General features: G+C 56.5%; 15 protein-coding genes and 1 pseudogene. 8 read left to right on the plus strand and 8 right to left on the minus strand.

Annotated features, from left to right (window positions below; genetic code table 11):
• Positions 1-2: 2 nt before the first annotated feature.
• Positions 3-497, minus strand: coding sequence for an SH3 domain-containing protein (locus URZ40_RS08125; protein WP_163329910.1), 495 nt, complete (start codon positions 495-497; stop codon positions 3-5).
• Between the two features lie 979 nt (positions 498-1,476).
• On the opposite strand from URZ40_RS08125, the gene URZ40_RS08130 reads away from it, so the two are divergent.
• Both URZ40_RS08130 and URZ40_RS08135 read left to right on the plus strand, forming a co-directional pair.
• The gene (locus tag URZ40_RS08130; RefSeq protein WP_320720283.1) at positions 1,477-3,765 is read left to right on the plus strand and encodes an FdhF/YdeP family oxidoreductase; all 2,289 of its coding nucleotides are present in this window, start codon (positions 1,477-1,479) and stop codon (positions 3,763-3,765) included.
• Between the two features lie 23 nt (positions 3,766-3,788).
• On the plus strand, positions 3,789-4,685 hold the full coding sequence (locus URZ40_RS08135) for a LysR family transcriptional regulator (RefSeq protein WP_320720284.1): 897 nt from the start codon (positions 3,789-3,791) through the stop codon (positions 4,683-4,685).
• Here URZ40_RS08135 and URZ40_RS08140 read toward each other — a convergent pair.
• The gene (locus tag URZ40_RS08140; protein ID WP_320720285.1) at positions 4,664-5,422 is read right to left on the minus strand and encodes a PhnD/SsuA/transferrin family substrate-binding protein; all 759 of its coding nucleotides are present in this window, start codon (positions 5,420-5,422) and stop codon (positions 4,664-4,666) included. The two genes, URZ40_RS08135 and URZ40_RS08140, sit on opposite strands and share 22 nt — an antisense overlap.
• Positions 5,415-6,386 (minus strand): fatty acid desaturase, encoded by a 972-nt coding sequence (locus tag URZ40_RS08145; protein WP_320720287.1) that lies wholly within the window; start codon positions 6,384-6,386, stop codon positions 5,415-5,417. The genes URZ40_RS08140 and URZ40_RS08145 overlap by 8 nt, the downstream gene beginning before the upstream one ends.
• Before the next feature lie 148 nt (positions 6,387-6,534).
• Between URZ40_RS08145 and URZ40_RS08150 the strand changes: the two genes are divergently transcribed.
• Both URZ40_RS08150 and gap read left to right on the plus strand, forming a co-directional pair.
• Complete coding sequence (locus URZ40_RS08150; RefSeq protein ID WP_116339306.1) at positions 6,535-7,515, plus strand: GlxA family transcriptional regulator; 981 nt, start codon at positions 6,535-6,537, stop codon at positions 7,513-7,515.
• A gap of 78 nt (positions 7,516-7,593) precedes the next feature.
• Complete coding sequence (gap, locus tag URZ40_RS08155; RefSeq protein WP_320720289.1) at positions 7,594-8,604, plus strand: type I glyceraldehyde-3-phosphate dehydrogenase; 1,011 nt, start codon at positions 7,594-7,596, stop codon at positions 8,602-8,604.
• A gap of 41 nt (positions 8,605-8,645) precedes the next feature.
• Here the strand turns inward: gap and URZ40_RS08160 are convergent, their stop codons facing one another.
• Positions 8,646-9,833 (minus strand): MFS transporter, encoded by a 1,188-nt coding sequence (locus tag URZ40_RS08160; protein WP_116339302.1) that lies wholly within the window; start codon positions 9,831-9,833, stop codon positions 8,646-8,648.
• Positions 9,834-9,948: 115 nt separating this feature from the next.
• Here URZ40_RS08160 and URZ40_RS08165 point away from each other — a divergent pair.
• Positions 9,949-10,905: pseudogene (locus tag URZ40_RS08165) on the plus strand (cupin domain-containing protein).
• A 14-nt stretch (positions 10,906-10,919) separates the two neighbouring features.
• Here URZ40_RS08165 and URZ40_RS08170 read toward each other — a convergent pair.
• Positions 10,920-12,260, minus strand: coding sequence for a carbohydrate porin (locus URZ40_RS08170; protein WP_320720290.1), 1,341 nt, complete (start codon positions 12,258-12,260; stop codon positions 10,920-10,922).
• Positions 12,261-12,674: 414 nt separating this feature from the next.
• On the opposite strand from URZ40_RS08170, the gene URZ40_RS08175 reads away from it, so the two are divergent.
• Positions 12,675-14,360: an alpha,alpha-trehalase gene (locus URZ40_RS08175; protein ID WP_163329900.1), complete on the plus strand. Its 1,686-nt coding sequence runs from the start codon at positions 12,675-12,677 to the stop codon at positions 14,358-14,360.
• Positions 14,361-14,422: 62 nt separating this feature from the next.
• Here URZ40_RS08175 and URZ40_RS08180 read toward each other — a convergent pair whose 3' ends face one another.
• Positions 14,423-16,525, minus strand: coding sequence for a TonB-dependent siderophore receptor (locus tag URZ40_RS08180; RefSeq protein WP_320720293.1), 2,103 nt, complete (start codon positions 16,523-16,525; stop codon positions 14,423-14,425).
• Between the two features lie 112 nt (positions 16,526-16,637).
• A complete protein-coding gene (locus URZ40_RS08185) occupies positions 16,638-16,892 on the minus strand; it encodes a GlsB/YeaQ/YmgE family stress response membrane protein (protein ID WP_008502662.1) in 255 nt (84 codons plus the stop codon).
• 207 nt (positions 16,893-17,099) lie between these two features.
• Here URZ40_RS08185 and URZ40_RS08190 point away from each other — a divergent pair, with 207 nt between their 5' ends.
• Positions 17,100-17,831, plus strand: a complete 732-nt coding sequence (locus URZ40_RS08190; protein ID WP_116339292.1) for a flagellar brake protein — start codon at positions 17,100-17,102, stop codon at positions 17,829-17,831.
• Between the two features lie 36 nt (positions 17,832-17,867).
• Here URZ40_RS08190 and emtA read toward each other — a convergent pair whose 3' ends face one another.
• A complete protein-coding gene (gene emtA, locus URZ40_RS08195) occupies positions 17,868-18,479 on the minus strand; it encodes a membrane-bound lytic murein transglycosylase EmtA (protein ID WP_116339290.1) in 612 nt (203 codons plus the stop codon).
• A gap of 106 nt (positions 18,480-18,585) precedes the next feature.
• Between emtA and ldcA the strand changes: the two genes are divergently transcribed.
• On the plus strand, positions 18,586-19,500 hold the full coding sequence (gene ldcA / locus URZ40_RS08200; RefSeq protein ID WP_163329897.1) for a muramoyltetrapeptide carboxypeptidase: 915 nt from the start codon (positions 18,586-18,588) through the stop codon (positions 19,498-19,500).
• Positions 19,501-19,570: the final 70 nt, after the last annotated feature.

A 19,570-nucleotide genomic window follows, 5' to 3' on the forward strand; every position in this document is an offset into this window, starting at 1 on the left:
GTTTAGTTCAGGATCCAGGTACCGTTAGCGCTGTCTTTGCAGGCTTTGCTGTTGCCATCCACATCGACGCAGGTCGCCTTTTTACGCGCCTTAGGACGAATGGCCTGTTTACGAACGGTCGCTTCGTACTGGTCGGCTTTGATAACGGCACGCATCGGGACGTAGCCAATCAGCTGGTCGTTCCCCTCATCGGCGAGCGCCATCCAGTAGTGTTCAACCTGCCCCAGCACCACATAAGTTTTGCCGGTATCCAGCGTACGGATAACCTTTCCGCCAAAATCAGGACGGCTCATCAGGGAGGCCGGGTACATGGCGCGATAAGGCTCGTTAAGCGGGGTGAATTCCGTTGGCGGCACCACGGCGTGACGGTGAGTCAGGGTGACGCCGTTGACCTGGCTGGTCACAATCGTGTCGTCGGTGATTGCCGGTTTCTGTGGCGCTTTACAGCCCGCCACCGCCATTACAAACAGAAGTGAAAACAGTACGCGCATTTTCATATGCTTTTCCGTAGCGATATTTTGATGATGGAGATAAGGGGATGAAATTTGACTTAGGTGCTATTGTTAAAATAGTCAGGATAATTTCGGGGTGTTACTAATTTTAAGGCATAGCTACCGCACGAGCCCTTCAGAATAAGGCCCAGCGTCTTCCTGACATATTTTGACAAACGGTAAACAAGTTTACATGAGCTTGCCTGCAATTCAATATTTCCTGCCTGACAAGTGGTGCTTAAAGAAGCACATGAATGATTATAGGATTAATCTGAGAAAAAAATATGATTTAAGCGCGACCCTCTATTTCACCCGCCAGACAACCAGTTATCCAATTGATATTTAAAGATTAACCCCAAAAAAGAATTACTTTCATTACCGCAGTCACTCTATTATTACTACTACCATAACTAGTAGATTTTAGCTTTTTGTGAGGTGAAGAAAATATATCCAGTATGAATTATTTGTTGCATTAGCCATGTAACATTAATTACTGGAAGGGGTAAGATGAATATATGAAGCTTATTCAGCAGGGTTGAAAAAAGTTAATTTTGCACTTCAAAATAAGTTTCTCTTTTAGCCATTACTTTTTCCCCGTTATTATCACCTGGATATTATAACAATTAAGCGTTGCTACACCATTTATGACGTTTCCCTCGATGAAATTGTGAAGCATTCCCTTTTCTGTTCGGATTCGCTTTGCTGCAAACCACGCAACCTTCATTTGAAATTTCACCCTGACTACATTATCGCCCCGCTACCGCCATCGCTCAGACTGAACACATGATAGATATAATTTATTATTAAAATGATAAAATTTCGTTATAATTTCTTTAAATAGTTACACATACACCGATTTAACCCATTGTTATAAATATGATTACAGGCAAGAGCTATAACTCGATCGCATGGGTTCCCCTTTATGCCAGTCATTGCTTTTGCTTATTACCCAGCCGTTGCGCGATCAAACACGTCAGGAGTATGTATGAACACGAAAAGACGATCAGTTCCCGGTATCAGACACTATGATGGTCCTGCCGGCGGCTGGGGCGCGTTAAAAGCGACGGCCATTGCGGTACGGACTCAAATGGATACCTTTGAAGCCCCCGCTACGCTGCTGCGCACCAACCAGCCTGACGGTTTTGACTGCCCGGGCTGCGCGTGGCCCGATAAAGAACACAAATCAACGTTCCAGTTCTGTGAAAATGGCGCCAAGGCGGTGACGTGGGAAGCGACCAGCAAGCGCGTGACGCCCGCGTTTCTGGCGGAAAACAGCGTCTCCTCGCTGCTGGCAAAATCGGACTTTGAGCTGGAGGGTTACGGGCGTCTGACGCATCCCCTGCGCTATGACCGGACTAGCGATACCTTCCGGCCCGTCGACTGGGACGAGGCGTTTCAACGCATTGGGGAAATCTTGCGCGGGCTCGAACCGGACCAGGTCGAGTTCTATACCTCCGGACGTGCCTCCAACGAAGCGGCGTATCTGTTCCAGCTGTTCGCCCGGGAGTACGGCACCAATAACTTCCCGGACTGTTCGAATATGTGTCACGAGGCCACCAGCGTCGGCTTGCCGCGCTCCATCGGTATTGGGAAAGGTACCGTCTCGCTGGACGACTTCGACAAGACCGAGCTGGTGATCTCCATCGGCCATAACCCCGGCACGAACCATCCGCGAATGATGGGGACCCTTCATGAGCTGGCTCGTCGCAACGTGCCGATTATCGTCTTCAACCCGCTTCGCGAGCGCGCCCTCGAACGTTTTGCGGACCCGCAAAGCGTGATTGAAATGGCAACCTATAGCTCTACGGATATCGCCTCAACCTACTTCCAGGTGAAGGCCGGGGGCGATGCTGCCGCGCTGAAAGGTATTGCTAAACATCTTCTTGAAATGGAGGCCGAACGCGGTAACGTGCTCGATCGTGCCTTTATAGCAGAACACACCCAGGGCCTTGACGACTTTGCTGCCGATATCACGCAGACCCGCTGGGATGACATCGAGCGCGAGTCCGGGCTCAGCCAGGCAGCGCTCAAAAAGGTGGCCGAGGCCTATGCAAAATCAAACGCCACCATCATTACTTATGGAATGGGGATTACCCAGCACAATAAAGGCACGGCCAACGTCCGCCTGATTGCTGACGTGCTGCTCCTGCGCGGGAATATCGGCAAGCCCGGCGCGGGGATCTGCCCCCTGCGCGGCCACTCAAACGTTCAGGGGAACCGCACCGTCGGGATTAGCGAGAAGCCCACCCCCGCCTTCCTGACGCGTTTGAAAGAGGTGTTTGGCTTTGAGCCCCCTTCCCGTCACGGGCATGATGCGGTGCAGGCGACGCAGGCCATGATCGACGGTCGCTCAAAAGCGCTCATTTGCCTCGGCGGGAACTTTGCCGTTGCGATGCCCGATCACGAACGGGGTTTTCCGGCGATGGGTAACCTGGATTTGAGCGTGCAGGTTGGGACCAAGCTCAACCGTACCCATCTGCTGGTGGGCAAAGAGACCTTTATTTTCCCGTGCCTCGGCCGCACCGAGCTGGATATGCAGGCCACCGGCCGTCAGTCCATTACCGTTGAAGACTCCATGTCGATGGTGCACGCCTCCTCCGGCAAGCTAAAACCCGCCTCGCCGTTACTCCGCTCAGAGCCCGCCATCGTGGCAGGCCTTGCGAAAGCCACGCTGCCGAAAACCCGTGTAGACTGGACGACGCTGGTCGAGGATTACGACCGCATCCGGGATCTGATTGAGCAGACCATCCCGGGCTTCGAGAACTACAATGCGCGGATCCGCGTTCCCGGCGGCTTCCGCATGCCGCTGCCGCCGACGCAGCGTATCTGGCCGACCGCGACGGGCAAAGCGATGTTTTCGGTATTCGACGGCGTACACGAGAACGCCAGCGGCGAAGGCGAGCATGTTCTGCGCCTGATTACGCTGCGCAGCCACGATCAGTACAACACCACCATTTATGCCCTGGACGACCGCTACCGCGGCGTGTTTGGCCGCCGCGACGTGCTGTTTATGAACGAAGAGGATATGGCGCAGTCGGGGCTGGAACACGGCGATCGCGTGGATATTGAAACCGCCCTGCCCGGCAGCGCTCAGCGTCTGGAGGATATCACCGTGGTGGCGTACAACATCGCCCAGGGCTCTGTCGGGGCCTATTACCCGGAGGCCAACGTGCTGGTGCCGCTCGATTATCTCGATAAGGACAGCGGCACGCCGTCGTATAAATCGGTTCCGGTTCGCATTACCCTGCGCTCGAAAGAGATCCGCATGCTGTAAGGCTTCACGCGCAGAGAAGAGTGATGGACATTAAACAGTTAAAATATTTACTCGCGCTCGACGAAACCCGCCATTTTGGTAAAGCGGCCTCGCGGTGCAATATCACCCAGCCGACCCTCTCCATGCGCATCCGCAGCCTGGAAGAGGAGCTCGGGCTGGTGCTGATTGTGCGCGGACAGCGCTTTGAAGGGTTTACACCGGAGGGTGAACGTATTCTGGCGTGGGCGCGCGCGCTGCTCGCCGCGCACGACGGATTGCAGGCGGAAGCCGCGCTGTGCAAAGGTCAGGTGGTGGGGGAATTACGTCTGGGGATGGTGCCTCTGGCGAGCGTGGATCCGATGATCTTTATCCGCCAGCTGACGCAAAAGTACCCGGAGCTGACCTACAGCCTCTATTCTATATCTTCGGCGCAGATTGCGGACGGCGTCAGCCGCAACCAGCTGGAACTGGGGATTTGCTATCTCAACAGCATCGACACCAGCCTGTTTGATATTATCCAGCTTCCTGAAACGAAGATGGGCCTGCTGCACGATACCCGTCATTTCCAGTTGGACCAGACAACGCTCACCTGGCGCGATCTGACGGATTTTCCGCTGGGGTTCCTGACCAAAGGGATGCACTACCGGGCGCATATGGAGGCCAGCTTTAAATCAGCCGGCATCGAACCCAGGTCCGTTTTCGAGAGCGACTCCACGTACCAGATCATTCAGGCGGTTCAGAGCGGCGTGTGCTGCGCCGTGATGCCGCTGAACAACGGGCTTGAGGAACTGAACAACAATTTCAGGATCGTCCCCATCGCCGATGCCAACGTTGAGGCCCCCGTCGGCCTGATTATGCGCAGGCAGAAGCCCGTCTCCTCGCTGGCGCTGCGCTGTTTTACCGACGCACAGGCGATTTTTCACGCGGTCAATGTGGCGTAAGCCTGGCGCGTCACCACGCTAAAACCGCCGATTAGCACCGCGGCACAAACCTCCCGGTATTCCGGCGCGCTCACCAGCTCGCGTAGCGCATCGCGAATGGCACTGAGTGTTTCGGGGGACGTGCGTTGCGACGTGATTAATGGCAGCCCAGGCGTAAGCGGGGTACGATCGATCGCCGCCAGCCCCGCAAGCCGTTCCGGCTCATGACGCTCCAGCAGCGCCCAGGTCACGCAGTCGATGGCGGCGATATCGCTCTTTCCGCGCTGGACGTCAATCAGGGACTGACGGTGACTGCCGCTGAATGACGTTTGTGAGAAAAATGGCCCGTCAACAATCAGGGGAGCCACCTTTTTTCGCAGTGCGTTATAGCCGGACTGCGAGTCTACCGAATTACAGACCGCCCGACGTCCGCGAAAATCCGCCAGCGTCAGGTGCCGATCCTCCTCGCGCGCCACCAGAAAGCTGCGGTACTGGAACCCTTCGCAGCCCTCCACGGTGTAGTGAAAACAGCCGACCACCTGCACGTCCGGGAGCTGCGTGACCAGCGGGTAGCCGCACGTCTGGCTGAGGATAAGCTCAGGCTGCCGCCAGTGGGTCAGCAGGTCAGACTCCGGCCAGCCGGGAACAGGATCGACGGGCACATCCCGTGCGGCCAGCAGACGCTGCACCGCCAGCCAGAGCGCGCAGGTGTCGGCGCGATCCACGGCGTACATGGGAAACGCCAGCAGGTTACTCATACCTCTCCTCCTGTTGTTTTCCGGGATGAACGGTGACCTCCACAGGCCGGGTCCAGAACTGGCGTAGCCAGTCACCGTAGCCCCTGACCACAAAGACGTGGTTACGCTGCCGGTACGCCTCCCGATTTTGCCGGTAGATCGTCGGTAGCCCGTACCAGGGAACGCCCGGTAAATCGTGGTGAATGGAATGGTAGTTGAGATTCAAAAACAGCACCCGCCAGAACAGCCCGGCCTCGTTAATGACCGAGCGCGCGAGCGGATCGTCCGCCGCCCGATGTTCGTAAAACGACCGGACCTTGGTCAGCGCCAGCGCCGGATAGCTTACCGCCAGCACAAACCAGACGGGTGAAAAGCTGTGATGCGCCATCCACGCGAAAAGCGCCGCCAGCAGCAGAGCGTGAACCAGCCACATCGCCATCGCCCGCGGCTGACGATGACGAAACGCCGTCACGGCGCTGCCAGGCGTCTGAAGGATATCCAGAAGCGGCGCCAGCGCCAGCCGCCCGATAAAGGTATTCCGGGCGCGGATCGCGCGTTTCTGCCACGGCGAAAAACGTGCCCAGCTCTCGTCGGTAAAATAGTACGACTCCGGGTCATCCACCGGATCGGTCAGGCTATGGTGCCGATGATGCGCAAGATGGGAATCCCGGTACAGGCCGTACGGATACCAGACCGCCAGCGGGAGCGTGCCAAGCAGCTGATTAAGCCAGGCGAAACGGGTGGGATGTCCGTGGATCAGCTCATGCTGCAGCGACATGTACCAGGCGGTAAACCCGATGAGCAGCAGCGTGGCGGGCAGCAGGCCCAGCGTTTGCCAGAACGCCAGCGTGGCAAACCAGCCGGCATAAATAGTGACGATCAACAGCCACGTGGGCAGTTCGCTTCGCCATATAAAACCCGATGCGAGATGGCGGATTTGTTCGCGTTGTTGCGGATGTAAATAGAGGGAGCTTCGTTGACTCATTCCTTCAGACGCCGTTTCGCCAGAGACAGTGCCCTGACGATCGGGGATAACGCCTGAAATAACAAAGAACTTAAATCGCTTTGCTTTGCCAGAAATGTGGGGGCACGCGCCGCTTGACTTATTTTGTGGTAAAGGTACTTTTCAGGACATGAAGAAAATTTTAATTATCGTTCCCGACGGTGGCATGCTGTTTGAAGCCGCCGGTATCGCCGACATTCTGATGCAGGCCAACCGGCTGCATCCGGAAGGGCTTTCCCGGCCCCGCTACCGTATTATCATCGCCACCACGCAGCCTCACCAGGTGATCCACGGCCAGTCCGGTCTGAACCTGCTGGCGGACTATCGTCTGCCGGAGCTGGATCCGCGCGAACCGCTGGACACCATTATCATCACCGGACGCGGGATGAACGAGCAGGAAAGCACGGCGGTGGTGGACTGGCTGCACCTCGCTGCGCCGCATGCCCGGCGGGTAGCCTCTATCTGCGGCGGCGCGATGCTGCTGGCCCAGACCGGCCTTCTGGACGGTCGTCGCGCCACCACCCACTGGCGGCTGCTGGAGACAATGCAAGCCCGGTATCCGTCTATCCATGTCGAAGGGGGCCCGCTGTACATTCAGGATGGCCCCATCTGGACCTCCGGCGGCGTCAGTTCCGGGTTCGACCTGACCCTCGCGCTGGTGGAGGACGACTACGGTTTCACCCTCGCCCGCGACGTGGCACAGGATATGGTGATGTACCTGCGACGTCCCGGCGGACAGCTGCAGTTTAGCCGCTATAGCCTGCAGCAGCCTGGCACATCGGGGCCCATAAGCGAGCTGCAAACCTGGATCCTGCAGAACCTCACCGCCGACCTGTGTGTGGAAAATCTGGCCGAAAAGGTGGCGATGAGCCCGCGCAATTTTACCCGGGTATTTACCCGCGACGCGGGCGTCTCGCCTGCCCGCTACGTGACCGAAGCGCGCCTGGCCGCCGCCCGGCAGCTGCTTGAGCAGACCCATGATCCCCTTGATCGCGTTGCCGAGCAAAGCGGGTTTGGCACCAGCATTAATTTGCGCCGCATCTTTGAGAAGCAGCTTCACCTCACGCCCGGCGAGTACCGCCAGCGATTCCACTGCCGCAAGATGGCGTAATCTGATCCTTTTTTGTCATTTACGCCAACCAGCCCGACGCCTACAGTGACTCCAGACAACAGAGATAAGGAGTGCACCATGGTTATGGTCGGTATTAACGGTTTCGGCCGTATCGGACGTAATTTCCTGCGCGCGGCGCTGGGTAACCCGGCTCTTCAGATTGTGGCCATTAACGATCTGACGGACAGTAAAACCCTCGCCCATTTGCTGAAACATGATTCCCTTCTGGGCAAACTGTCCGCGCCCGTTGAAGCGGCTGACGGCGCGCTGCAGGTGGACGGTCAGCGGATCACGGTGTTTAGCGAGCGCGATCCGGCAAATATCCCGTGGCGCGATGTCGGCGTTGACGTGGTGATAGAGGCCACCGGCTTCTTTACCGAGCGGGAAAAAGCAGCGGTGCACGTCACGCACGGTGGTGCAAAGCGCGTCATCATCTCCGCGCCCGGCAAGAATGACGATCTGACGGTTGTGATGGGGGTGAACCACGATCGCTACGACCCGGCTCAGCATGTGGTCGTCAGTAACGGGAGCTGCACCACGAACGGCCTGGCGCCGGCGGCTCAGGTGCTGCATCAACAGTTCGGGATTGAGCATGGTCTGATGAACACGACGCACGCCTACACCAACAGCCAGGCGCTGCACGACCAGCCGGAGAAAGATCTGCGCGGCGCGCGCGCGGCGGCGCTGTCGATTGTGCCTTACTCCAGCGGCGCGGCGAAAGCGCTGGGCAAAGTCATTCCCTCACTGGACGGCAAACTCACCGGGTACTCTCTGCGCGTGCCGGTTCCGGTGGTGTCGATTGTGGATCTAACGGTAACGCTCAGCCGGAACGTAACCGCCGAAGAGGTGAATGACGCGTTCCGTAACGCGGCAGCCAGCGGGCCGCTGAAAGACATTCTGGGCTATAGCGATGAACCGCTGGTCTCCAGCGACTATCAGGGCGACCCGCGCTCCTCCATTATCGACGGGCTTTCCACGCTGGTGATTGGCGGGAACATGGTGAAGATCCTGGCGTGGTATGACAACGAGTGGGGCTTCTCTAACCGCCTGGTGGATCTGGCGGTGTGGATGGATAAGAAAGGGCTGTAAGCCTGGGGCCGGGTGGCGCAAGCGCTCACCCGGCAAATAAATTACTCCGCTTTGACCTTCACGCCCATCAACACAACCACCATCGCCGTCACCAGCAGCAACCCGCTTCCGGCGAATACTCCGCTGGCACCGTTAAGGTCAAATACCGCTCCGCCCACGGCCGCACCGGCACTGATTGCCAGCTGAATTGAGGCCACCAGCAGCCCTCCTGCACTTTCGGCTTCATCCGGAACGGTGGTAGCAAGCCAGGTTGACCAGCCTACCGGAACCAGACCAAACGCAAAGCCCCACAGCGCCACCAGGAACCCGTCCAGCATCGCCAGATGGCCAAACGCCACCATCGCCAGCGCCAGTATGCCCATGGCGAAAGGCACCAGCGCCAGCGTCAGGCGCAGATTACGTGCCAGCAGGTGCCCGGCAACGGAAGTACCGACAAAGTTCGCCAGCCCAAAACCCAGCAGGATCAGTGAAATGGTCTCAACGTTCGCCTGCCCCACCGTTTCCAGGAATGGGCGCAGGTAGGTAAAGAAGGCGAAATGGCCGCTGAAGATCAGAATAGTGGCCAGCATGCCGCCGATCATCCCCGGACGACGCAGCACGCGGAACAACGTGCTCAGGCTACCGCTGCTCTCTGGCTTCATGGACGGCAGTACCCAGATCTGCCACAGCAGCGCCAGCATGCTCGGCAGAATGCAGAGCACAAAGACGTTGCGCCAGCCAATCAGGCTGCCCAGATAGCTCCCCAGCGGGGCCGCAACCACGGTGGCAATCGACACGCTGGAGAAGATCACCGCCAGCGCTTTCGGCACCTTATCCGCCGGAACCAGACGCATCGTCGTGGCCGTCGACATCGCCCAGAACCCACCGATGGCGACCCCTAACAGCAGGCGCCCCATCAGAAGGACGTGCAGCGTGGGCGCAAAGGCCACCAGCAGGCTGGAGATGATTTGCAGCACGGAGAAAAACATCAATACCCAGCGACGGTCGATATTTTTGGTCGCCGGGGCGATCAGCAGACCGGTGACCAGCGCCACCAGCGCGGTGGCGGTGACGGCCTGCCCGGCCATGCCCTCACTGACGCCAAGGCTCGCGGCCATCGGCGTCAGCAAACTGGCCGGCAGGAACTCTGCCGTTATCAAACCAAACACGCCCAGCCCCAGTGAATAGACGGCCCGCCAGGCGGGTCTGGCAGGCGCAACGGCCTCTCTCGCCGCGACACATGAATTCATCTGTTATTCTCCCGTTATAAAAATGTGACAACTGTCGCAAAAGCATAGAGGGTTCACCGTGGACGATCTATGACATATAATCTCCACTTATTGATTATTCGTCCGGAGTTGCGGCATGACCGTACAGTCCCCCGATTTGATCAGCGAACTTTTACGCGGCATGCGCCTGTCGGGCGTGAAATACCGACGGATTGAAGCCAGCGCGCCGTTTGGCGTGGCGTTCCACCAGGCACCTGGTAAGGCGTAGTTCCATTTTGTGAGCCACGGAAGTGCCCTGCTCCGAATGGACAGCGGCGCAACGTTTGAACTGAGCAGTGGCGACGCGCTGTTTATTCCTGGCGGTAATTCCCATGCCCTGCTCTCTGACGCACAGGCAGCCATTACCCCGGTGAACGCCTTTCCCAGCGAGCCTATCTGCGGCTCGGTCTGTGCGATTACCTGCGAGCCCTGTCCGGAGAACGAGAACACCATCATCTTTAGCGGGTGTATGAATTTTGAGCTCGGCGGGATGCAGCCGCTGATTAAAGCGATGCCGGAAGTGATGATGGTCAGCCGGCTGATGTCCACCTGGCCGGAAATCCATCCGCTGCTGGCGGCCATGGAGCGCGAGTCAATGACACGACAGGTCGGGTTTGCCGGGATCCTCGCCCGGCTGGCTGACGTGGTGGCGGCGCTGATCGTCCGCGGCTGGGTTGAGGCTGGCTGCGGGAAAGCCACCGGCTGGGTGCAGGTCTTACGCGACCCGCGGCTGAGCAGGGCCATTTATGCCATGCACCAGCAGCCTGGCCTGAACTGGAGCGTGGCGGAACTGGCAAAAGAAGCGGGCACCTCCCGCTCCGTGTTTGCCGAACGGTTTCTGGCCGCGACGGGAACCACCCCGGCAAAGTATCTCAGCGAGCTGAGAATGCGGCTGGCGATTCAGTACATTCGCCACGAAAACCAGCCGATTGAAACGGTCGCACTTAGGCTGGGTTACGGATCGCTGGCAGCGTTTAGCCGGGCCTTTAAGCGCATCATTGGCCATGCGCCGGGCACGCTGCGGGAAGCCAGCCAGACCCCGGAAGAGATCTGACCGGCAGGCGGGCATCAGAAATAGTATTTAAAGCGCACGCGGCCACCGTAGCGGTCGTCGTTTTTATTATCACCCTCTTTCGGGGAAGCGTTGACCCAGGACGCATACGCGCCCAGATAGACGTTGAAGTTTTTCATCTTCATGACATTCGGGATCAGGTACGACGTATGGATGGTATGAATGTCATACTCGCCCGGGTCGGTGATCCAGCAGTCGTTCTCGCACTCTGCGTCAAACGTCGAGGTATTGAATTCGTCGATTTCGTTATGGGCGTAGATATAACCCAGCTCAAAATTATGCCAGAGGGCATTGATGCCTGAGGTAAAGTCGGTTTCGCCCGTCGCGTCCAGGTAAGCCGTGTTGAGGTTCATGACCACCCCGTCCTGCGGATCGGTTTTGAGCCCGTCCCAGGTCATAGTAAACCCGTAGCCGGTACGGTCGGATTGATCGACCCAGCGCCCTGCGTCGTCGCGATAGCCGTATGCGTTGTTCACCAGGTTGGTCTCCATGGCGACCGCGGTGGAAAACGGCCCGTCCTGCCACGAGATGACCGGGCGCACGTAAGCCACATTTTTATCGTTCTCAAGTTCTGCGCCGTGATAACGCTGGTCGACGTACAAATCGCTGCCGTCTTTAAACAGGGTATTCAGCTCAAAATACCAGTTATCCAGCGTCTTGCTCATCAGGAAGTTGCCCCCGCTGTCGGTTCGCCCGCGGCCCTCTTTCAGCATATAGATATAACCGTAGCCATCGCTGTAGAGATCGTCTGCGGTATTTCCTGAGTATTCCACAAAGGTATCCTGATTGAGCGGGAACATATCGTACGCTTCGAAGCGTCCGACTTTAATTTCCCAGTCGCTCTCAGAACCAAAGAAGAATACCGCATCATCAAGATACATTTTTCCGACGAGATCGCCGAGGGGCTGAACAGAAAATCCGGCAAAATTGCCGTTATCCATTTTACGATAACCATCAAAGCCTAATAAAATACGTCCGTTAATATCCCAGCGTTCTTTATCTCCTGGTGCCCAGTCGCTATTAGCGCTTTGCCTAACGGACGTCAGACTGCCGGTCTTACTCGCGGCATCCATATTAAACTCGACGTCGCCATAAAATTTAATATCACCATACCCTGAAAGCGTCAGCTTTGGCGGTTCGGCTTTGCTCACCGGCTCTTCCGACCTCACAACAACGGCGGATGCTGCCTGCGCGGCGGCCGCCTGCTGCTGTTTAAGCGCCTGAATTTGCGCTTCCAGTTGCGCCAGCTTTTCTTCCACGTTCGTCGAGGGTTGTGCCGCGAAAAGCGCGCCGGAATAGAATGCACTTATCAGTATTACCGTTTTTGTTAATTTCATAGAATCCATCCTGATTATAAAAGTGAATACGCAAATATTGAGCATCGCCATTTCGACCAAATACTCATTGGGGTGCTATTATGTTTTTTGATAAGTGAATTATGAATTTTAACTTATGTGATCGGCGCAGAGAAAACATCTCACGATGAACAAAAGAAATACTATTTACTTCACACTCTTATTCCATTAATCACATCAATATTTTAATGCGTAATGAATATAATTATTTAAAGGCATAATTGTTCTAACACCATTTACACAACAAATCCTTCCGGACAGGGCGTGCGAAGCGGTAAATTGTCTGGTTCTGCGCAAAATGGGATATTCAACACGCGAAGCGGGCGATATTCGTCTAAGGTTTTCAGGTGATTGATAACAGCGGTCACGCTGCTCAGGAATACAGGAGACGAACCGATGATAAGACCTCGTACTTTACGCCCTGCCCTTTTGCACCTCGCGCTAGGAGGCGCGCTACTCGGTGTGGCAACGATGGGCTATGCCGACGAAAAGCCAGCCTATCAGAAAAATTCACCCGATATTTTGCTTGGCCCTCTGTTTAATGACGTGCAGAGTGCCAAACTGTTTCCCGATCAGAAAACCTTCGCTGATGCCGTTCCCAAAAGCGACCCGCTGATGATTCTGGCGGATTATCGGATGCAGCACACCCAGACAAGTTTTGACCTGCGCCACTTTGTGGAGATGAACTTCACGCTGCCTGAGGAAGGTGAAAAATATGTGCCGCCTGCGGGACAAAGTTTACGTGAACACATTGACGACCTCTGGCCTGTACTGACGCGCACCACGGATAAAGCCAGCAACAAATGGGATTCCCTGCTGCCGTTACCGAAGCCTTACGTGGTGCCCGGCGGGCGCTTCCGCGAGGTCTACTACTGGGACAGCTATTTCACCATGCTGGGCCTGGCGGAGAGCGGCCACTGGGACAAAATCAGCGATATGGTGGATAACTTCGCCTGGGAAATTGATACCTTTGGCCATATCCCCAATGGCAACCGCAGCTACTACCTGAGCCGCTCCCAGCCGCCGTTCTTCTCATTGATGGTTGAACTGCTGGCGACCCACGACGACGATGCACTGAAGAAATACCGTCCGCAGATGGAGAAAGAGTACGCCTACTGGATGGAGGGCGTAGATAGCCTTCAGCCTGGGCAAGCTAACCAGCGCGTGGTGAAGCTGGATGACGGTTCGGTCCTCAACCGCTACTGGGACGATCGCGATACCCCGCGCCCGGAGTCCTGGCTTGACGATATCACCACGGCGAAGAGTAATCCTAACCGCCCCGCCACGGAGATCTACCGCGATTTGCGCTCCGCAGCCGCCTCTGGCTGGGACTTTAGCTCCCGCTGGATGGACGATCCGCAAAAACTCGGCACCATCCGCACCACCAGCATTGTGCCCGTCGATCTCAACGCCCTGATGTTTAAAATGGAAAAATTGCTTGCGCGAGCGAGCCAGGAGGCGGGCGACAGCGCGGCGGCGAGTAAATATGAAGCGCTGGCAACTGCACGTCAGAAAGCCATTGAGCGTCATCTGTGGAATGATAAAGAGGGCTGGTACGCCGATTACGATCTCAAGAGCAAGAAGGTGCGCAACCAGCTTACGGCAGCTGCCCTCTTCCCACTTTACGTGAAGGCGGCGGCGCAGGATCGTGCCGATAAAGTCGCCGCGGCCACCTCAGCGCGCCTGTTGAAACCGGGCGGTATTACCACCACTACCATCAACAGCGGCCAGCAGTGGGATGCGCCAAACGGCTGGGCGCCGCTGCAGTGGGTGGCAACGGAAGGGTTGCAGAACTATGGGCAGAACAAGGTGGCGATGGACGTAACCTGGCGCTTCCTGAAGAACGTTCAGCATACTTACGACCGCGAGAAGAAGCTGGTGGAAAAGTATGATGTCTCTTCTACCGGTACCGGCGGTGGCGGCGGAGAGTACCCGCTGCAGGATGGGTTCGGCTGGAGCAACGGCGTGACGCTGAAAATGCTGGATCTGGTTTGTCCTAAAGAGAAACCGTGCGACAGCGTGCCGGAAAATCAGCCTGCGGCGAACGATGAGGCTGCGCCGGTGAAAGCTGCGGCGCAGTAAGGATATTGCCGGGTGGAGGCTTCGCCTTACCCGGCCTACATTTTGAACTCACAGGGAGTTACTTAGAAACTGTAACTCGCCCCTAGCTGATACGTCCTGTCACGCCCAATCCAGCAGTTGGTCGCGTCATAGCAGGTCAACGTCTCTTTATTGGTGATGTTCTGCGCGCTGGCTTTAAGCGTTAGCCCTGCCAGCGAAGGCAGAATTTCGCCCATCCGGTACGAGGCCGCCAGATCGTACTGCGTAGTGCCCCCGAGTTTACCCGCATCGTTTGCCGGAGAGATTTCCATCGGCCCGGTGTAGCGTGCGCCCGCTCCCAGCATCAGTCCTTTCAGCGGCGTGTTCTCAAAGGTGTAATCACCCCAGAGGTTGAAGGCATTCTCCGGGACCTGCGTTGGACGTTTACCTTTGTACTTGTCATCTTCCCGGTTGATCGCGTGGGTGTACGCATAGTTGGCAATCAGCGTCAGGTTATCCGTCGGACGGCTGATGGCGGAGAGCTCCGCGCCTTTGGATTCCACTTCACCGGTCTGACGGTAGTTCAGGAAGCCCGGATCGGAGGTGACAACGTTTTTCTGCCGGATGTTAAACACCGAGGCGGTAAACGTCGTGGCGTACTCTGCCAGAAGATATTTTACCCCGCCTTCCACCTGCTTGCTGGTGGTCGGCTTGACGTCTTTCGCCACGAGCGTTCCCTGCGGCGACACTGGTGCAAAACCTTCTGAATAGCTGATAAACGGCGAAATACCGTTATCGAATGCGTAAAGCGCGCCCAGACGTTTGGTGACGCGATCCTGCGATACCCAGGCCTTATCGCCATTTTGCAGGTAATCGGTGGTGACGGAGCGGTAATCGTCGTAGCGCAGGCTGCCCAGCAGATTTAAGCCGCCAAATTCCACCTGATCCTGGAGGTAGTACCCGTTCTGCTGATAGCTGAGGCGGTTTTTCTGGGCGGTGTAGAGTCCCAGCGCGCTTTCATGGATTTGCGAATAGTCAGGATTACGCATATCCATGCCCGGCGTGGCGGACGCGTAACGGTAGTGGAAATGGGAATTTAGCCTTTGATAGTCAAACCCGGCCAGCAGATGGTGTTTCCAGTCGCCCAGCGCAACGGTTTTGGTCACCTGGTTATCAATGTTGAAGCTCTTAAGATCTTCATCGGTGGTATAGGCAAAGCGGTTAAGCTGATAGACCTCACTCCCCGTTCCCGTCGCGTAGACGCTGTTCTGGTGGGTATCGACGTCGAAATAGCGCGCTTTCTGGCTAAAGCCCCAGCCGCTGTCGAACTCGTGTTCGAAGCTGTAGCCCAGCATCCACTGGCGCTGCTTAAACCCGCTCCACTCATCGCCGGCGTAATCCCGGCGATCGGCATATTTCGAGCGCAAATAAGCGAACGGCAGCGGGTTCGACGGCGTCAGGCTCGGGGAATTTTGCGCCAGCGCATCCAGCGTGAGGCGGGTTTTGCTGTCGGGTTGCCAGGTGACGGACGGGGCGACCAGGTAATTTTCATAGCGGCTGGTGTGCGGCTGATCGTCATTCTCCGTCGCCTTACCCAGCAGACGGTAATTCCAGTCGCTGTCGGCTATTTGTCCGGTCGAATCGAGGTAGCCTTCTTTCAGATTACGGTTCCCGGTATTAAAACCGACCTCGGTTCGGGCTTCCCGCTGCGGCTTTTTACTTTGAATATTTACCAGCCCGCCCGGCGAAGCGCCGCCGTAAAGCACCGATGAAGGCCCTTTCAGGATATCGACGCTGTCTATTAACAGCGGATCGATGCGCGCCTTGGTGTTGCCGGTGACGTTATAGGGCAACTGCAGCCCGTTGTAGAACTCCTGGTCAACGGTAAAGCCACGAATTTTGTATTCGCTCATATAGGAGGTGTTACCCCGCACCTCGGTCGAGACGCCCGGAGCATAGCGCAGAATTTCATTCACGGAGTTCGCGTGACGCTTTTCAATTTCAGGCGCCGAGAGCGTGTTGATGACCTGCGGCGTTTTACTTTCGGCAACGGCCGACTTTGTGGCGCTGTTCGTCCAGGCCGGCAGTGCGCTGCCCTGCTCTGAGCCCGTGACGACAATGGTGGATTCTTCGGCGAAAGCCTGGACCTGCAGTGCCAGCGTGACGGCACCCGCCAGGGCGCATAACGTAAAACGTGAGGAGTTCATAATGTCGTCTTGTTGTTAGATGCAATACGGAACGACAATTATTATCATTTAGATTAACAAATCAATACTCAGGCAAAAAAACGGCCCTCCGCAGAGAGTCATTTACGTCAGTTTATGCTCGTCGCAGTAACCTGAATATGCCCAGCACCACAATGGCACCCACGACAGCGACCAGAAAACTGTGCAGGTCGAAACCACTTATGTTGCCTCCAAAACCAAACATCGTCGCCAGCCAGCCGCCTACAACCGCACCAACGACCCCGAGTACGCAGGTCAAAATAAAGCCGCCGCCATCGTTTCCCGGCATGATCAGTTTAGCGATAGCGCCAGCAATAAGGCCAAAGATAATCCAGGCGATGATACCCATAGCAATGCCCTCTTGCAGATTAAACGCATGTGCAGAAAACCTTCTGCACAGCTAGCTTAAGTATAGGTCATCGCCGAAAAACCATTTTCAGCTCACCGACTTATCTTTGCTTAAACAGGCAAAAAAACTCACCGGTTTGTATTAAGTTTGAGGGTGGATTGCCGATAACGCTAAGACAGTCCGTCATCAATCAAGGAGCCACCCGGCGTGAGTCATTACAGTGAGCAGTTCCTCAAGCAAAATCCGCTGGCTGTGTTAGGGGTATTACGCGACCTGCAAAAAGGCGAAGTGCCGCTGCGCATCAGCTGGTCGAATAATCAGTTTATCAGCAAGATCCTTGACGTCTCGCAGGAGCGGCTGGTTATTGACCTGGGCAGCCAGGAGTATGAAAACCGCGCGGCGCTGAAAGCAGAGAATATCGTCGTCATGGCCGAAACCCATGGGGCCAAAGTGGAGTTTGTCCTCCTGCGACTTGAAATGAGTGAATACCAGGGGCTCCCGGCTTTTGTTACCCCCCTTCCTGGCAACCTCTGGTTTGTCCAGCGTCGTGAATATTTCCGCATCAGCGCCCCGCTTCATCCTGCCTATTTTTGTAAGGCTAAAATGCCGGACAAAAAAGAGATCCGCTTCCGTCTCTTTGACCTGTCGCTGGGCGGAATGGGCGCGCTGATGGATACCCCTAAACCGGAGGGCCTGGTAGAAGGCATGCGGTTTACGCAAATTGAACTGGATATGGCGGGCTGGGGCCGTTTTTATTTCGATGCACAGCTGATTGCCATCAGCGAGCGCACGGTGGTGGACAGCAAAAATGAAACGATTACCTCGCCGCGGCTGAGCTTCCGTTTTCTGAACGTCGGTCCGGGCGCCGAGCGCGAGCTGCAGCGCATTATCTATTCGCTGGAGCGGGAAGCACGGGAACGTGCGAATAAGGTGCTTTGAGAGAAGTCGGGCAGCGAGCGCCGCCCGTTTGCGACATTACATGGCATCCATCGCTTTCTGTACTTTCCAGATATAGCGAGGCGCCTGCGGTGCCGGATGATTTTTCGCCACATGCTCGACGAATTCATCTTTGTCCATGTCGTTGATCTCCTCGATCGCCTCTTTACGGTCAGAGGAGAAGGTTCTGAGCAGCGCCCCTGCGCCGTTCACGTACGAGACCACCAGCGCGTATTGCATCACTTCCGGATCCTCGATGCCCTTCAGCACGCCATGTTCCAGAATGCTCAGGTAAGCGGTCCCCATGGAGATGTTACGTTCCGGGTTCTTCAGCTCGCTGGTCGATGGCTGTCCGCTCCAGCCCATATAGCGGTAAACCTCTCTCCCCGCCGTTGAGGCTTTCAGCTGCATCAGACCCACCGCGTTGGATTTGCTGACAAGCGTGGGATTGCCGCCGGACTCCACCGCAATAATGGCGGTGATCAGACGCGGGCTGACGCCCCAGGCCTTTCCGGCTTGTTCACTGATCGGCATCCACTGCATGGCCCGTTTCACCGGCACTTCCGGGTTCCAGGGCGGGTTTTGATAATCACGTTTTGAACTACAGCCAGCCAGCAAAACAATCAAAAAAGCAAACCATCTCAATTTCACGTCATCTATCCTTATAGCCGGTCATCGCGGTGCGCCGCCCTTGAAGCAGGCAGCGTATACGCGGCATGATATAGACAATTAGTTTCTCATTCAGCAAGGAATTGCCATGTCTCAGTTTCATCTCATCGCGCCGTCGGGCTACTGCATTAACCAGGACGCGGCGCAGCGGGGCGTTCAGCGCTTACTGGAATCCGGCCACCAGGTAGAAAATCAGACAATTATCCCGCGCCGCCAGCAGCGTTTTGCCGGAACAGAAGCGCAGAGGCTGAATGATATCAATAGTCTGGTGAACCTGAAGGGTGAAAACCGAATAGTCCTTGCGGTGCGCGGCGGCTACGGTGCGAGCAGGCTGCTGGAGAGCATCGACTGGCAGGGCCTGGCGCAGCGCCAGCAGCAGGATCCGCTGCTGATATGCGGCCACAGCGATTTCACCGCCATCCAGCTTGGTCTGCTGGCGCAGCATAACGTCATTACGTTTAGCGGCCCGATGCTGGCCGGTAACTTCGGCGCGCCGGAACTGGACGCGTTCACCGTGGAGCATTTCTGGCGCGCACTGCGCAATCCCACCTACAGCGTCGAGTGGCAGGGGAATGGGCCGCACTGGGAATGTGAGGGCCAGCTGTGGGGCGGTAACCTGGCGATGCTGGTCTCGCTCATCGGCACGCCGTGGATGCCTCAAATCGAGGACGGCATTCTGGTGCTGGAAGATATCAACGAACATCCGTTCCGCGTCGAGCGCATGTTATTGCAGCTTTATCATGCCGGTATTCTCGATCGCCAGTCCGCGATTGTGCTGGGCAGCTTCAGCGGCTCGGCCCCGAATGACTATGACGCGGGCTACTCCCTGGAAACGATGGTCGACTTCATCCGCTCGCGGCTGGATATTCCGGTTATCACCGGTCTGGATTTCGGCCATGAGCAGAAGACCGTTACCCTTGCGCTGGGCGCGCAGGCCACGCTTACACATGATGTTTCGGGCAGTCGGTTAACGATCGGCGGTCATCCGGTCATAAAAGCATAAAAAACCCCCTTAATAAAACGCTGTTACCGTTGTTAATATGTTAGGGTTTTAGTAACAGCGTTAACATTGA

The organism is Enterobacter sp. 296B2 (assembly GCF_034106185.1).
GTDB classification, from domain to species: Bacteria; Pseudomonadota; Gammaproteobacteria; order Enterobacterales; family Enterobacteriaceae; genus Enterobacter; species Enterobacter cloacae_N.